The organism is Aequorivita echinoideorum (genome assembly GCF_018476645.1).
Lineage (GTDB): Bacteria > Bacteroidota > Bacteroidia > Flavobacteriales > Flavobacteriaceae > Aequorivita > Aequorivita echinoideorum.
Window position 1 is genome coordinate 561,490 of record NZ_JAHCTB010000002.1, and the last position, 15,583, is coordinate 577,072.

General features: G+C 41.3%; 10 protein-coding genes. 8 read left to right on the forward strand and 2 right to left on the reverse strand.

Features of this window, described 5'->3' with window-relative positions; all coding sequences use genetic code 11:
- Nucleotides 1–32 precede the first annotated feature (32 nt).
- Nucleotides 33–2,828 (reverse strand): 2-oxoglutarate dehydrogenase E1 component, encoded by a 2,796-nt coding sequence (locus KIV10_RS06405; RefSeq protein WP_214112650.1) that lies wholly within the window; start codon nucleotides 2,826–2,828, stop codon nucleotides 33–35.
- A 113-nt stretch (nucleotides 2,829–2,941) separates the two neighbouring features.
- On the opposite strand from KIV10_RS06405, the gene KIV10_RS06410 reads away from it, so the two are divergent.
- Nucleotides 2,942–3,472 (forward strand): alpha-ketoglutarate decarboxylase, encoded by a 531-nt coding sequence (locus KIV10_RS06410; protein WP_246516213.1) that lies wholly within the window; start codon nucleotides 2,942–2,944, stop codon nucleotides 3,470–3,472.
- Here the strand turns inward: KIV10_RS06410 and KIV10_RS06415 are convergent.
- Nucleotides 3,469–4,443: a polyprenyl synthetase family protein gene (locus KIV10_RS06415; RefSeq protein ID WP_214112651.1), complete on the reverse strand. Its 975-nt coding sequence runs from the start codon at nucleotides 4,441–4,443 to the stop codon at nucleotides 3,469–3,471. The two genes, KIV10_RS06410 and KIV10_RS06415, sit on opposite strands and share 4 nt — an antisense overlap.
- A gap of 126 nt (nucleotides 4,444–4,569) precedes the next feature.
- Between KIV10_RS06415 and KIV10_RS06420 the strand changes: the two genes are divergently transcribed.
- The 7 genes from KIV10_RS06420 (at nucleotide 4,570) to KIV10_RS06450 (ending at nucleotide 15,569) form a co-directional block, all read left to right on the forward strand.
- Nucleotides 4,570–5,181 carry a TetR/AcrR family transcriptional regulator gene (locus KIV10_RS06420; protein WP_214112652.1) on the forward strand — a complete coding sequence of 204 codons (612 nt, stop codon included), beginning with the start codon at nucleotides 4,570–4,572 and terminating at the stop codon, nucleotides 5,179–5,181.
- Entirely contained in the window at nucleotides 5,174–6,550 is a 1,377-nt protein-coding gene (locus KIV10_RS06425) for a TolC family protein (RefSeq protein WP_214112653.1), read from the forward strand. The genes KIV10_RS06420 and KIV10_RS06425 overlap by 8 nt, the downstream gene beginning before the upstream one ends.
- 57 nt (nucleotides 6,551–6,607) lie before the next feature.
- Nucleotides 6,608–6,901, forward strand: coding sequence for a four helix bundle protein (locus tag KIV10_RS06430; protein WP_246516214.1), 294 nt, complete (start codon nucleotides 6,608–6,610; stop codon nucleotides 6,899–6,901).
- Between the two features lie 108 nt (nucleotides 6,902–7,009).
- Entirely contained in the window at nucleotides 7,010–8,170 is a 1,161-nt protein-coding gene (locus tag KIV10_RS06435) for an efflux RND transporter periplasmic adaptor subunit (protein ID WP_214112654.1), read from the forward strand.
- Nucleotides 8,171–8,185: 15 nt separating this feature from the next.
- Nucleotides 8,186–11,683, forward strand: coding sequence for an efflux RND transporter permease subunit (locus KIV10_RS06440; protein WP_214112655.1), 3,498 nt, complete (start codon nucleotides 8,186–8,188; stop codon nucleotides 11,681–11,683).
- A gap of 280 nt (nucleotides 11,684–11,963) precedes the next feature.
- A complete protein-coding gene (gene aspS / locus KIV10_RS06445; RefSeq protein ID WP_214112656.1) occupies nucleotides 11,964–13,727 on the forward strand; it encodes an aspartate--tRNA ligase in 1,764 nt (587 codons plus the stop codon).
- Between the two features lie 42 nt (nucleotides 13,728–13,769).
- Nucleotides 13,770–15,569 carry a chloride channel protein gene (locus KIV10_RS06450; protein WP_214112657.1) on the forward strand — a complete coding sequence of 600 codons (1,800 nt, stop codon included), beginning with the start codon at nucleotides 13,770–13,772 and terminating at the stop codon, nucleotides 15,567–15,569.
- Nucleotides 15,570–15,583 lie beyond the last annotated feature (14 nt).

Sequence of the window (15,583 nt, forward strand, 5' to 3'; positions counted from 1 at the left end):
GCGTTTATTTTTTAATTTTTAAAAGGAATTTTTTATTGATCCATGGTTTTATCAAAAACATTTTCCATCACTTTTGCGTGCCGTGCCTTTGAACGAACGGAGCTTCCGGCGGCAGGGGCAGCATACATTTTACGGCTGCAAACCCTAAAGTTTCTGGCTTCTTCAAAATGCATCAATATGTGTGAGTAAGCACCCATGTTTCTTGGTTCTTCCTGTGCCCAAACAATATCATCCGCATTTTTGTATTTCTTCATAATTTTTTTCATTCCCTCAATCGGCAATGGAAATAGTTGCTCAATGCGTACCAATGCAACATCATCCCTTTCCAATTCTTCCCTTTTTTCCAAAAGATCATAATAGAATTTACCCGAAACAAAAACCAATGATTTCACTTTTGAAACTTTAGCTTCGGTATCATCTATAATAGTTTGGAAACTTCCGGTCGCCAATTCCTCTTTTGTGGAAACTACCTTGGGATGGCGCAGTAAACTTTTGGGCGTAAAAACAATTAACGGTTTTCTGTAATTAATTTTCAATTGTCTTCTGAAAAGATGAAAAAGATTTGCAGGCGTTGTTACATCTGCCACAAACATATTATCCGTTGCGCAAAGTTGTAGGTATCTTTCCATTCGCGCCGAAGAATGCTCAGCTCCCTGCCCTTCGTAACCGTGGGGCAATAACATTACCAACCCATTCTGAAGTTTCCATTTATCCTCTGCCGCCGAAATATATTGGTCTATCATAATCTGCGCGCCATTGCTGAAATCACCAAATTGCGCTTCCCAAAGCGTGAGTGTTCTAGGGCTTGCCATTGCATATCCATAATCAAAACCTACAACGCCATATTCTGAAAGCAATGAGTTATAAATATAGAAATCGCCCTGATCGCCCTTAAGTTGGTTTAAAAGAACCACCTCTTCCTCACTATCTTCAACTTTTATAACGGCGTGCCTGTGCGAAAATGTTCCGCGCTCCACATCCTGGCCACTCATTCGAACGTCGTGACCTTCTTTTAAAAGTGTTCCGTAGGCAAGCAATTCGCCCATTGCCCAATCTAGTTTGTTGTCCTCAAAATACATCGTGTGGCGGGCTTCCACGAGTTTTGCGATTTTTCTCAGGAATTTTTTGTCCTCTGGAAGTTTGGTTATGGCTTCGGCAATTTCATCCAGTTTTTTAAGATCGAAAGTGGTGTCTACCGCTTCCATCATTTTGTCCTCCTCGGCATATTCAAAACCTTCCCATTCATCCTGCATAAAAGGAGTAATGGTTGTTTTATCCTCTTTGCGGGAATCTTCCAGACTTGTCTCAAGTTTATCCTTATATTCCTGCTCGAGCTTTTCAGTATATCCTTTTTCTATAACGCCTTCGGCATAAAGCTTTTCGGCATAGATATCTCTTGGATTTTGGTGCTTGGCGATTGCCTTATATAATTTAGGCTGTGTGAAGCGTGGCTCATCACCCTCATTGTGTCCATATTTTCTATAACCCAAAAGGTCGATAAACACATCCCGGCCAAATTCCATTCTGAAATCAAGCGCAAAATTCATAGCGTGCACTACGGCCTCAACATCATCCGCATTTACGTGAAGTATAGGCGAAAGTGTGACTTTACCTATATCTGTACAATAAATTGATGAACGGGCATCCAGATAATTGGTAGTAAAACCTATTTGATTATTGACCACAATATGTATGGTGCCCTGTGTTTTATACCCGTCAAGTTGCGCCATTTGCACAATTTCATAGACGATTCCCTGTCCCGCGATTGCGGCGTCACCGTGAACAATAATTGGCAAAACTTTATTGGGGTTTTCCTTATGGTGGTCATCTTGTTTTGCCCTCGCTATCCCTTCAACCACGGCACCCACAGTTTCCAAATGAGATGGGTTGGGTGCGATGTTCAAATTAATTTCCTTTCCGGATTCTGTCTTTCTTTTTGAAGTCCAGCCAAGATGGTATTTTACATCTCCATCAAAAATATCCTGTGCGTAATCCTTTCCATCAAATTCGCTAAAAATATCTTTGGCACTTTTTCCGAATATATTAGTTAACGTACTCAAACGCCCGCGGTGCGCCATTCCCATTACAAATTCCTCAACTCCTTTTTCGGCGGCATTTTCTATGAGAGCATCCAGTGCGGGAATTAAACTCTCGCCACCCTCCAGAGAAAATCGTTTCTGGCCCACGTATTTGGTATGAAGGAAACTTTCAAAAGCAACGGCTTCATTCAGTTTCTTCAAAATATGTTTTTTATGTTCTTTTGAAAAATTGGGCTGATTGTCGTTAACATTCAGTTTTTGCTGAATCCATTGTATTTCGTTGGGCTTTCTGATGTACATATATTCAATCCCAATGGAATCGCAATAAATACTTTCCAGATGTTTTACAATAACTTCCAGCGTTGCTTCCCCTATCCCAAGGATTTCGCCCGCTTTAAATGTTGCCTTTAAATCATGTTGCGAAAGTCCAAAATTTTCCAGTGCCAGCGTGGGCTCATATTTTCTGCGCTCACGTACGGGATTGGTTTTGGTAAATAAATGCCCGCGGGTGCGGTAGCCATCTATCAATTTTATAACTTGAAATTCCTTTACAACATCCTCTACCGCTTCCTTTAAATTGCTTTTGTCACCATTTTCCCTTTCCGAAGCATCTCCGCCGGAATATTCACCAATAAAAGCTTCGGCACCTCCATTTTCAGAAGCAAAGTCAAAGCCTTGAAAAAATGCCCTCCAGCTGGGCTCGATACTGTCTGGATACTGTAAATATTTATCGTAAAGTTCAGCGAGATGTGAAGGATGAACTGCGTTTAAAAATGAGAATTTATCCATTATAAAATTGCAAAGGGTCTTTTTGTATAAAACGGTACAAAAATACAATAAATACATAAACTACCGGAGGTGATTTTATATATTTATGGCTCAAAAAACTTAAAATATTCTAAATGAAAAGGACTGAATTTACGAAGATTGGCAAAATTGCAATAGCCCTATTTATCATGGCGTCCTTTCAGCAAACAAGTGCCCAAGAAACGCAACAAAATTTCTGGCAAAATGTTCGTTACGGCGGAGGACTAGGCTTAAGTTTTGGAAATGGCTTTTTCAGTGGGACGCTCGCTCCCAGCGCCATCTATCAATTTGATGAACGCTTTGCAGCCGGCATTGGCCTGAATGGGACCTATAATAGTTTGCGGGACACGTACAATTCCACCATTTTTGGCGGAAGCATTATCGGTTTGTACAATGTAATTACACAGATACAATTTTCTGCGGAATTTGAGCAGTTGCACGTTACCCGCAAGTATGAACTTGATGGCGCCAATCTTTCTGAAAATTACTTCTATCCCGGGCTGTATGCCGGTGTGGGTTATACCAATGGCAACGTTACGGTAGGCCTCAAATACGATGTGCTTTTTGATGAACGAAGAAGCATTTACGCAGATCCGTTTTTTCCGTTCATTCGGGTATTCTTTTAAATATTTCGACGCATCAATTCGTTTCCAAAAGTTTGCAGTTGCTGCCTTTTTTCATTTGAAATATTTAGACTTTCCAAGTTTTCAAAAGCCTTTAGCGTATACAATTCAATAGCTTTTTTTGTTGCTTCGGAGGCGCCGGAGGATTCATAAATTTGTTTTACAGTCTCAATTTTATCGGCCGGATCCTTTGGGTTTATGCTGAAAAGATTTTGAAGATCTTCCTTTTCCTTCATTGAGCCATTTTCAAGGGAATTCAAATACAGAAATGTTTTTTTATTCGAAATAATATCGCCGCCCACTTGTTTCCCGAAGTTTTCCGGATTTCCGAAAACATCCAGATAATCGTCCTGAAGCTGAAACGCAATCCCCAGATTTCTTCCGAATTGATAGATTTTTTCAGCATCCGCTTCCGAAGTTTTTGCCACTATGGCACCCATTTTCATTGCGGCACCTATAAGCACGGCGGTTTTATAATCTATCATTTTAAGGTATTCCTCCAGCGTAACATCATCCCGTGTTTCAAAATCCATATCCCATTGCTGTCCCTCACAGACTTCCAGAGCCGTTTTGCTGAAGAGCATTGCCAACTTTTGGAACATTTTGGGCTCATAATTTTCAAAAAATTGATACGCCAAGATCAACATGGCATCGCCAGAGAGAATAGCGGTGTTCACGTCCCATTTTTCGTGGACAGTTTCCTTTCCCCGGCGCAAGGGCGCGTTATCCATGATATCGTCATGGATCAACGAGAAATTGTGAAAAAGTTCCACTGCCAATGCCGCATTGATGGCCTTTTTGTGGTCTTCCCCAAAAATATCGCACACCAATAGGGTAAGCGTGGGCCGAATACGCTTTCCGCCAAGCGAAAGAATATAATCTATGGGCTGGTATAAATGGCTGGGTTCTTTCTGATTTATAGCGTTTTGTAAATATTCCCGAAGGGTCCCGCTATACAATTGTAATGACTGCATCTTCAATTTTTTGCTAAAATATAACAAGCATAATTTCTGTGCGAAAATGAAGGTCAAAAAATTCTTTTAAACTTCGGAAACTTTTTTTGTTTTATAAGTTTCCTTGCTGTACTTTTGCCGCCTGTTATGAAAGAGAAAATAATACAAAAAGCAACGCAACTATTTCTAAGCATTGGTTTTAAGAGCGTTACCATGGATGATTTGGCAACAGAGATGGCTATTTCAAAAAAAACAATCTATACGCATTTCAGCAATAAAACTGAATTGGTACGGGAATGTACCTGCTCTATAATGAATACCATTACTGACGGCATCGATAGTATTTGTGCACAAAACCACAATCCCATTGAGGAAATTTATGAAATAAAACGACTAGTATTGAGCCATTTAAAGGATGAAAAATCCTCACCGCAATACCAGCTTCAAAAGTATTACCCAGAAATAAATGAGAGTTTAAAGGAACTTCATTTTGAAAAAATGATGGAACTCACCCGCAGAAACCTACAACGAGGCATCAAACAAGGTCTCTACAGAAGCAGTCTGGATGTGGAGTTCATTGCTAGGCTTTATTTTATGTGCGTACACGGCACAAAGGATGAAAATCTATTTCTATCAGAAAAATTCAGCAAGCAGTTTGTCACGGAAGAATATCTGGAATATCACTTGCGCGGCATTGTAACGGAAAAAGGTTATTTAACACTAAATAAATACATAAAAGAACAACACACCAATGCTTAAAAAACTTGTAATAATAGGCTTGTTACTGTTTCAATCCGTGATGATTTCACAGGAAAAAAACTACACATTTACATTGCAGGAGGCCATTAATTTTGCGCTGGACAGCAACTATACGTCCATCAATGCGCGGCGGGACATTGCCATTGCTCTAAAGCAAAAATGGGAGACTACGGCAACGGGACTTCCACAGATTGACGCCAACGTTTCCTACAATAACAATTTAAAACAACCGGTAACGCTTATTCCAGCGGAATTCAGTGGTGGTGCGCCCGGTACTTTTGTCCCTGTAACCTTTGGCACAAAGCAAAATGCGAATGCGGTTGCCACGCTTAACCAGCTTATTTTCGACGGCAGTTATCTGGTGGGCCTTCAAGCGGCAAAGGCATTTCTTCGTTTTTCTGAAAATTCAAATGAAAAAACAAGACTAGAGGTAAGAAAAGGAGTGGTGAATGCGTACGGAAGCGTACTGCTTGCCGAAGAATTGGTAGCCATTTTTGAAAAAAACAAAAAAAATCTGGAGGACAACCTTTTTGAAACACGCAAGATTTTTGAAAACGGCCTAACCGAAGAAGAAAGCGTGGAACAACTGGAGATAACACTATTAGACATTGACACCCAATTGAACAATGCCAAAAGAACACAGGCCATTGCCAAACAAATGTTCAATCTTGCATTGGGAATAGATGTGGAAACACCAGTCCTTTTAACTGAAGAACTAAATGATCTAGCCCAACAAAATATAAGTCTGGAACTTTTGGATTCCTCATTAAATATGGAAAGTAACGTGGATTATAAAATTGCCTACAATCTTACGGAGCAGCGGCTTTTTGAGATGAAACTTGAAAAAAGTAAGGCACTGCCCAGACTTTCAGCTTTCGTGAATTATGGAACATCGGCAAATGGGCAGGAATTCAACTTTTTTAGTGATGATCAAGTTTGGTTTCAGTCTTCTCTTTTGGGCATCAGTCTTAACATACCCATTTTCAGTAGTGGACAGCGTAGCGCGGCAACACAGCGCACCAAGATTGCACTGGAGCAGGCCGAAACTGATTTTGAGCAGACAAAACAGCAGATAAGGCTGGATCTTACAACCGCAAGAAGTAACTATCAATTTGCTATCGATACTTATGAGAATTCAAAAAAAAATCTGGAACTCGCTGAACGCATTGAATCAAAAAACCTGACCAAATTCACGGAAGGTCTATCAGAAAGTTTTGATCTTCGGCAGGCCCAAACCCAATTATATTCGGCGCAGCAACAATATTTTCAGTCGATGCTGGATGTAATCAATGAGAAAGCAAACCTGGAAACAGTACTTAACATCCCGCAGTTGCGGATTTCTTCGGAAACTATTAAAGAAATGGACTAAAAGTTTAATTGATGAATAATTTAAATGTTTGAAAACTCAATTAAAACAAACAGAAAAATGAGAATCTTTTCATTTGAAAAATTGAATGTCTGGCAGAAATCCCGTCAACTTTCAATAAAAATTAATGAGATAACTCAAGAATTTCCCTCTGAAGAAAGATTTGGGTTGTCCAGTCAAATGAGAAGGGCATCAGTTTCAATTTCGTCAAATATCGCTGAAGGTAGTGGAAGACATTCTTTTAAAGATCAAGCTCGTTTTACTGAAATAGCTTATAGTTCGGTTTTGGAATTATTGAACCAAGTTATTCTTTCAAATGACTTAAAATATTTAGCAGATGAAGAGTATGAGTAAATTCGTGAAACCATATCTGAAATAGCTGCCATGCTCGATGGATTATACAAAACTCAAATCAAAAAATCAATCAAATAAACTTTTAATCTTATAAACTCATAATAAACAATGAAAAAAATACTATTCCTTTTAGCAATTATCACCCTCGTTTCCTGTGGTGGAGACGGCAACCAGTCGGTTGATGCTATTTTGGAGTCGGGAGACCTTAGCGCCATAAAGGCCAAAAGAACCGAACTGAACAACCAACAACGGGAGCTGAAGAGCGACATTGATAAGCTGAATGCTTTCATAGACAAAAAAGAGAAAAATGAACGTCCAGCGTTGGTCACCACGCAGGTTATCAATGATTCTGTTTTCAAACATTATGTAGAGGTTCAGGGAAATGTGGAAACAGACCAGAATGTGGTTCTCAATGCAGAATATTCAGGTATTCTTACCCAAGTTTATGTTAAGGAGGGCCAAAAAGTAAGCAAAGGACAACGGTTGGCAAAAATTGACGATGGCGGCCTTTCCAGCCAAGTAGCACAACAGGAGGCCCAATTGGCACTGGCCAAGACTACTTTTGAACGCCAACAACGGCTGTGGGACCAAAAAATTGGTTCAGAAATTCAATTTCTTCAGGCTAAAACCAACTACGAGGCGGCCCAAAGCGCAAACAAGCAGCTTAAATCCCAATTGGGCAAAACCATTATTACAGCACCCTTCAGCGGTGTGGTTGATGATGTAATTTCAGATCCCGGTCAAGTTGTTGTTCCCGGTCAAACACAAATTATTCGATTGGTGAATTTGAGCGATATGTACGTGAAGGCTTCCATACCCGAAAATTACCTTCAAAGTGTAAAAGTGGGTACAGAAGTAAACGTCAAACTTCCTTCCATAAACGCTGAATTTAAAGGAAAGGTTCGCCAAGTGAGCAATTATATTAATCCGAATAATAGAAGTTTTGACATTCAGGTTGAAATCCCGAATAAAGATGGATTTGTAAGGCCCAACCTCATCGCTACGGTTCAGGTAAATGATTATACCGCAGATTCTGCCATTACCATCCCTGAAAATATTCTTCAGGAAAATGCCGAAGGTGAAACTATTGCTTTCCTTTTTGAAAGAGTAAATGATTCCCTGGGCACGGCAAAACGCGTTGTGCTTGAAACGGCCTACTCTTACGACAATCATACTGAAGTAAAATCCGGCTTAAAGGAAGGCGATATTTTAATTGTAGAAGGCGCCAAAACATTGCGTGACGGACAGAAAGTAATCATCAAAAAATAAGAAAGCAGCTGCGTTATGAGCAAAAATCCGTATAAAGAATTTAGCATATCATCGTGGGCCATCGAGAATAAAATGACGGTCTATGTAGTGATGGCAATCATCCTATTCCTGGGGATTTTTGCGTACTACAGCATGCCGCGCGAGGCGTTCCCTGAGATAATTGAAACCAAAATCTACATAAGCTCCGTGAATCCCGGAAACTCTGCGGAAGACGTAGAAAAATTTATCACTGAACCTTTAGAGGAAGAATTCAATAACGTGGCGGGCGTAAAGGAAATTACCTCCACAACCGTTCAGGATTATTCAATTATTATAGTAGAATTTGAGGAAACCGTTGAAATTCCTATAGCAAAGCAACTGATAAAAGATAAGGTCGATCTTGTAAAAGCTGAAACCACGTGGCCCGTGTTAGCCAACGGTGCAAAGGTAGAACCCAATGTTTTCGATCTTAATTTTTCTGAAGAATTTCCCATCTTAAATATAAATCTTACGGGAGATTATCCTGTACAACAACTAAAGGAATACGGCGAATATATTCAAGATCAGGTAGAATTGCTTCCAGAAATAAAAGAGGCAACAATTCGTGGAGCAGAGGAAAAAGAAGTAGAAATTGCCGTGGATGTTTACAAAATGACGGCTTCCCAAGTTAGTTTTGATAATATTATAAATGCTATTGCGGGAGAGAATAACACCATTTCCGGCGGAAATATAATTACAAATGGCGTTCAAAAGAATATTCGTATAACTGGCGAAATTGAAAATCCAAGAGAACTTGAGAATGTGGTCGTAAAAAGGGACGACGGACTTATTTTCCTGAAGGATATTGCCTCCATCAACTTCCGTGAAAAAGATGCCACAACTTACGCCCGCGAATACGGCGAACCGGTAGTTATGCTCGATGTGAAAAAACGAGCCGGCAAGAACATGATCGAAGCAGTTGAAAAAATCAAAAAAGTAATTGCCGAGGAACAGGAAAATTACCTTCCGCAGGGCTTGCACGTTTCATTGACCAATGACCAATCCATAAAAACCGAAAACCAAGTGAACGATTTGGTAAACAATATCATTTTCGGGGTAATTCTGGTGGTTTTGGTACTTATGTTTTTCCTCGGTTTCCGCAATGCGCTTTTTGTTGGGTTTGCCATTCCGCTTTCCATGCTCATGTCGCTCTTCATTTTATCGGCTCTCGGCTTTACGCTGAACACTATGGTGCTCTTCGGCTTGGTAATGGGGCTGGGAATGCTTGTTGACAACGGTATTGTTGTAGTGGAAAACGTTTATACTTTAATGAGTGAGGGTATGCCCCCTCGCAAGGCAGCGAAACAGGGAATGGGAGAAATTGCTTGGCCCATTATTGCTTCTACGGCAACCACGCTTGCTGCTTTTTTCCCGCTGGGTCTATGGCCGGGAACCATTGGAAAATTCATGATCTATTTCCCCATAACGCTTTCGGTGGTGCTTTCTTCCTCCCTTTTTGTGGCGCTGATTATAAATTCCATGCTTACATCAGAATTTATGAAGACAGAGGAAGAGCCTCTGGCCAAAAAGAAATTGATCCGCTGGAGTTTGATCCTTCTTGGGGTGGGTATTTTATTGCTCGTCTCAGGATTTGCTATGGATGTTGCCGCATTCCGTGGTTTTGGAAATCTCGCCATTCTCACTGCAATTATGCTTTGGGCATACAAATATTTCCTAGCCGGCGCGGTAGATTATTTTCAGTTCAAGGCACTTAAAAGACTGGAGGATTTCTACGAACGGATTTTAAAATATGCCCTGTTGGGAAGAAAGGCCTACGTTTTTTTCTTCGGAACGGTTATCGTTCTTATTCTATCGTTTATTTTAGTTGGCATTGCACAGCCCAACGTGCTATTTTTCCCAGAAAATGAACCCAATCAGATTATCACCTATATAGAATATCCGCAGGGAACAGATATTGAAAAAACCAATGAGCTGACCAAAAAGGTGGAAGAAAGGGTTTTTGACGCCATCAGTAAATATGATGATAATGGCTACAATTACATGGTTGAATCTGCCATATCGCAAGTGGGGCAAGGTGCCGGAAACCCGCAGACCGATGGTGGTGCTACCAATGAAATGCCGCACAAGGGAAAAATCACTTTGTCCATGCGCGATTTCCAATTGCGCCGCGGCGTAAAGAGTAGCGATGTCCTGGAAGAGGTGCGCGAATCCGTAAAAGGATTTCCCGGCGCTTCCATTATTGTTGAAAAAGATGCCGCTGGCCCGCCCGTAGGGTATCCCATCAATATTGAGCTTGCCGGGGAAGATTATGAGGAAATGCTTCGCGAAGCGGAAAACCTGCGCTCCTATATTGAGGGTCTGGGCATAAGCGGAATCGAGGAACTGAAAATTGATGTAAACAAAAGCAAACCAGAAATGGACGTGACCGTGGACCGCGAGAAAGCGGGCCAACTGGGAATTTCCACAGGACAAATTGGCCAAACCCTGCGCCGAGCCATTTTCGGTGAGGAAATTTCTACTTACAAAGAGGGTGATGATGACTATGAAATAAACGTTCGCCTTGCAGAGCAGTACAGATATGATGAAAACGCGCTCTTCAACCAGCCCGTAACTTTCAGAAACAATCAAGGTGCTATTGCCCAAGTACCCATTTCTTCTCTGGTAAAGAAAAACAATACGGCCTCCTTCAGCAGTATTAAAAGGAAAGATTTAAAACGCACCATCACCCTATACTCAAATGTTTTGGGGGATTATAACGCAAACGAAATAGTAACCGACCTTAAAGCTGAGCTTCAAAATTACGATCTGCCTAAAGAAATCTCGCTCGCCTTTACCGGTGAACAGGAAGAACAGGCAGACAACATGAGCTTTTTGCTCTTGGCACTATTCTTCGCCATGGGCGGCATCCTTTTAATTTTGGTGGCGCAGTTCAATTCGCTTTCAAAACCCATCATTATTTTAACTTCCGTGGTATTGAGTCTTGCGGGGGTTTTCTTGGGATTGGTCGTTTTCCAGATGGATTTCGTAATTATTATGACGATGATGGGCATAATCTCCCTTGCGGGAATCGTGGTCAACAACGCCATTGTACTCATAGATTACACCCAAATACTCATAGACCGCAAAATGCGCGACCTAGAGATGGGAGATGATGATATGCTTACCAAACAGCAATACTTTGAGCTCATTGTGGCGGGAGGAAGATCGCGCCTGCGCCCCGTATTGCTCACGGCAATCACCACCGTACTTGGGCTTATCCCGCTGGCTATTGGTTTCAATATAGATTTCTTCGGGCTTTTCACAGATTTTGCGCCCAATATTTTCATAGGCGGGGACAACGTAATTTTCTGGGGGCCGCTGGCGTGGACGGTAATCTTCGGGCTGGTTTTTGCCACGTTCCTTACGCTTATCGTGGTGCCGGTAATGTTCTATCTGGTAAACCGCGCCAAGATTAAAAGAAGAAAAAAGCGAAAAATGAAGGAACTTAAAAAGCTAAGGGCAAAGCAATTTCAAAACCAAATGAAAGAGGCTTAATAATTCTTCAATCCAAAAATAAAAAACCCTGCGACGCCACATTGCAGGGTTTTTTATTTTACCACAACTGAAACAAAATCTTGGCCTCAGAACTTATTTCATTTAAATAAATAAAACATTTCTCTGAAAAATTAGAATGTATTCCCACAACGGTTATGCATTTGTGCATTCGTGGTCAAACTACACATCAACCCACACATAATAATAATCCCCTCAAAACCACTTCCATTCCCATATTACTTATTAAATTTGCCTCCTAAAATTTTTTTTCAGAAGAAAAATGTACAGAACGCACAACAACGGACAGCTTCGCGCCGCAGACATAAACAAGCAAGTGACCCTTGCAGGCTGGGTGCAGAAGACCCGAAACAAGGGCTTTATGGTCTGGGTAGACCTGCGCGACCGCTACGGCATTACCCAGCTCATTTTTGATGAGGAAAGAACATCAAAAGAAGTTATGGAAAAGGCCACAAAACTGGGCCGCGAATTTGTAATACAGATCACCGGGACCGTTATTGAACGCGAATCCAAAAACCCGAACATTCCCACTGGCGATGTGGAGATTTTAGTCTCTGAATTGAATCTGCTCAACGATTCCATAACTCCGCCGTTTACCATAGAAGATGAAACCGATGGGGGCGAGGATTTGCGTATGAAGTATCGATATCTGGATATCCGCAGAAAACCCGTTCGCGAGAATCTTATTTTCCGTTCAAAAGTGGCAATGGCGGTTCGCAATTATCTTTCAAATGAAGGATTTATCGAGGTTGAAACGCCCTATCTTATAAAATCTACTCCCGAAGGTGCGCGCGATTTTGTGGTACCATCGAGGATGAACGAAGGGCAGTTTTATGCGCTTCCACAGAGTCCACAAACCTTTAAGCAATTGCTGATGGTGGGCGGAATGGATAAATATTTCCAAATAGTGAAATGCTTCCGCGATGAGGATTTGCGCGCAGACCGTCAGCCAGAATTCACGCAGATTGACTGCGAAATGGCATTCGTGGAACAGGAAGATATTCTGAATGCCTTCGAAGGGTTGACCAAACATTTGCTAAAGGAGATAAATGGTGTTGAAATAGCACAGTTCCCCCGAATGACCTACGATGAGGCAATGGAAAAATACGGTAACGATAAACCAGATATACGCTTTGGGATGGAATTTTGCCCCCTAGCCCCCGAATGGGGAACTTTCGAGCCCAAAGGTTTTCCCGTTTTTGATGTTGCGGAATTGGTCGTGGCCATTAACGTTGAAGGCTGTGCTAAATATACCCGAAAGCAAATAGATGCCCTGATAGATTGGGTAAAGCGCCCACAAATTGGAGCAACGGGATTAATTTGGGTAAAATATAACGAAGATGGAACATTAAAATCCTCAATTGATAAGTTTTTTGGTGAAAAAACTTTAAAGCAATGGGCTGAAAAATGCAATTCAAAACCTGGTGATTTAATGCTGATCATGGCCGGTCAGAAGAATAAAACAAGAACGCAGTTGAGCGCGCTGCGTATGCATTTGGCAGAACAATTGGGTCTTCGGAAAAATAATGAATTTGCACCACTTTGGGTTGTGGACTTTCCGCTTTTGGAATGGGATGAAGACACCAACCGTTACCACGCAATGCACCACCCCTTCACTTCCCCAAAACCTGGACAATTGGAACTTTTGGACACCAACCCAGGTGATGTAAAGGCAAATGCTTATGATTTGGTACTAAACGGAAATGAAATAGGCGGCGGCTCCATTAGAATACACGATAAAAAAACACAAGCGTTAATGTTTGACTATTTGGGCTTCACCACCGAAGAAGCCAAGGCGCAATTTGGCTTTTTGATGGATGCTTTTCAATACGGCGCACCGCCACACGGTGGTATCGCCTTTGGACTGGACAGACTGGTTGCCATTTTGGGCGGACAGGAAACCATCCGTGATTTCATCGCTTTCCCAAAAAACAACGCAGGCCGCGATGTAATGATAGACGCGCCAGCTAAAATTGACGAAACGCAACTAGAAGAACTTCACTTAAAAGTTGAAATAAAATCCTAGAAAAAAATCCTGCAATTGCAGGATTTTTTGATAGCTTTAAAAATGCCAACACAAAAAAGAACTTTACTGACCCGCTTTCTTATCTGGCGGATAAAATACATCTCGCAAACGCAATTTGTGTACTTTATAAGTATTGTGGTTGGTTTTCTTGCGGGAGTTGGCGCCGTTATACTCAAAAACCTTACGCACTTTATTCAGCATTTGCTCGAAGGGAATTTAATTCAATATTACCATACCGCATTTTACTTTATATTCCCCATTCTTGGGCTTACCATTGTATATATAATCATAAAATATATAATAAGGAACAAAGTGAATCACGGCATTCCCTCCACGCTTTTTGCAATTTCAAAAAGAAAGGGATTTATAAAGCGGTATCAAATGTTTGGAAGCATACTTACCGCGCCTTTAACGGTGGGCTTCGGTGGCTCGGTGGGTCTTGAAGGTCCAACCGTGGCAACGGGGGCAGCGCTCAGTTCAAATCTTTCGCGCGTACTTCATTTAAACCAAGCAAATAGAACTTTATTGATTGGCTGCGCTGCTGCCGGCGCCATGGCTTCCATATTCAAAGCTCCCATTGCGGCACTCATTTTCGCAATTGAGGTATTTAGCCTGGACCTTACGCTAGCGTCCATGTTACCGCTTCTTTTGGCATCCATTTCTGGAATTCTTACTTCCTATTTTTTCTTCGGAAGTGATATTTTATTGCCCTTCAAGGCAATTGATTCATTTACACTTAGGGACGTTCCGTTTTTTATGGTTTTGGGTCTTGTTGCTGGCTTTACATCGGTTTATTTTACGCGCGTCTATGCATTTTTTCAGGATTTTTTTGAGAAAATAAAATCGCCCTTTCAAAGATTGGTAATAGGTGGGTTGGGCATTGGTATTCTTATTTATTTTATTCCACCACTTTACGGCGAAGGGTTTGACGTAATAAACAATTTGGTAAAAGGCAATCCCGAAAAAGCGCTGGAGAATAATATTTTTCACTTAGAGCTCAGCAGCATTTGGATTGTTATTGCACTTTTAACGGGACTTTTGCTCTTCAAAATTATTGCAAGTTCGCTTACTTTTGGTGCCGGTGGTGTGGGCGGAATTTTTGCTCCCGTGCTTTTCATGGGCAGCATTATGGGAAACCTGGTAGCAAAAATCCTGAACAATTGCGGGCTGCTTTCTACACCAATTTCTGAAAGTAACTTTACGCTTGTCGGGATGACGGGCCTGATGGCAGGCGTGCTCTACGCTCCGCTTACGGCAATATTCCTCATTGCTGAAGTAACCGGCGGATACGAGCTTTTTATCCCTTTGATGATTACTGCGGCCATTTCCTTTTCCATAACTAAATATTTCATCCCTCATTCTGTTTATGCCATGGAATTGGGCAGAAAAGGCGAATTGATAACCCATAACAAAGACCACGCAGTGCTCACATTGATGGACATACGCACGGTCATTGAACAGGATTTCATAAATATTTATCCAGATATGACTTTGGGGGAAATGGTGCACGAGGCAATCGTAAAATCGAAACGGAATATTTTTCCCGTCTTAAACCGAAATACCAAGACACTGGAAGGAATTATTCTGCTGGACGACCTAAGACCGGTCATGTTTGATCAAGCCCTATACAAAGAATTAAAAGCCAGCGAATTAATGCACAGCGCGCCCGATACTATACTTTTAAATAAAGATAAAATGACCGATGTTATGAAGAAATTTCAAGATACGGGCGCTTGGAACCTTCCCGTAATCAATGATGGCGTATATTTTGGTTTCGTATCAAAGTCAAAGCTTCTTACGGCATACAGAAGGAAGTTGATTGATTTTTCGGGAAGACAATAGTAAATTAGAATAAC

What these genes read in the sequence shown, in the direction of transcription:
- KIV10_RS06450 (WP_214112657.1), top strand. Translation starts at nt 13,770, where the DNA reads ATGCCAACACAAAAAAGAACTTTACTGACCCGCTTTCTTATCTGGCGG.
- KIV10_RS06425 (WP_214112653.1), top strand. Translation starts at nt 5,174, where the DNA reads ATGCTTAAAAAACTTGTAATAATAGGCTTGTTACTGTTTCAATCCGTG.
- KIV10_RS06405 (WP_214112650.1), bottom strand. Translation starts at nt 2,828, where the DNA reads ATGGATAAATTCTCATTTTTAAACGCAGTTCATCCTTCACATCTCGCT.
- aspS (WP_214112656.1), top strand. Translation starts at nt 11,964, where the DNA reads ATGTACAGAACGCACAACAACGGACAGCTTCGCGCCGCAGACATAAAC.
- KIV10_RS06415 (WP_214112651.1), bottom strand. Translation starts at nt 4,443, where the DNA reads ATGCAGTCATTACAATTGTATAGCGGGACCCTTCGGGAATATTTACAA.
- KIV10_RS06440 (WP_214112655.1), top strand. Translation starts at nt 8,186, where the DNA reads ATGAGCAAAAATCCGTATAAAGAATTTAGCATATCATCGTGGGCCATC.
- KIV10_RS06435 (WP_214112654.1), top strand. Translation starts at nt 7,010, where the DNA reads ATGAAAAAAATACTATTCCTTTTAGCAATTATCACCCTCGTTTCCTGT.
- KIV10_RS06430 (WP_246516214.1), top strand. Translation starts at nt 6,608, where the DNA reads ATGAGAATCTTTTCATTTGAAAAATTGAATGTCTGGCAGAAATCCCGT.
- KIV10_RS06410 (WP_246516213.1), top strand. Translation starts at nt 2,942, where the DNA reads ATGAAAAGGACTGAATTTACGAAGATTGGCAAAATTGCAATAGCCCTA.
- KIV10_RS06420 (WP_214112652.1), top strand. Translation starts at nt 4,570, where the DNA reads ATGAAAGAGAAAATAATACAAAAAGCAACGCAACTATTTCTAAGCATT.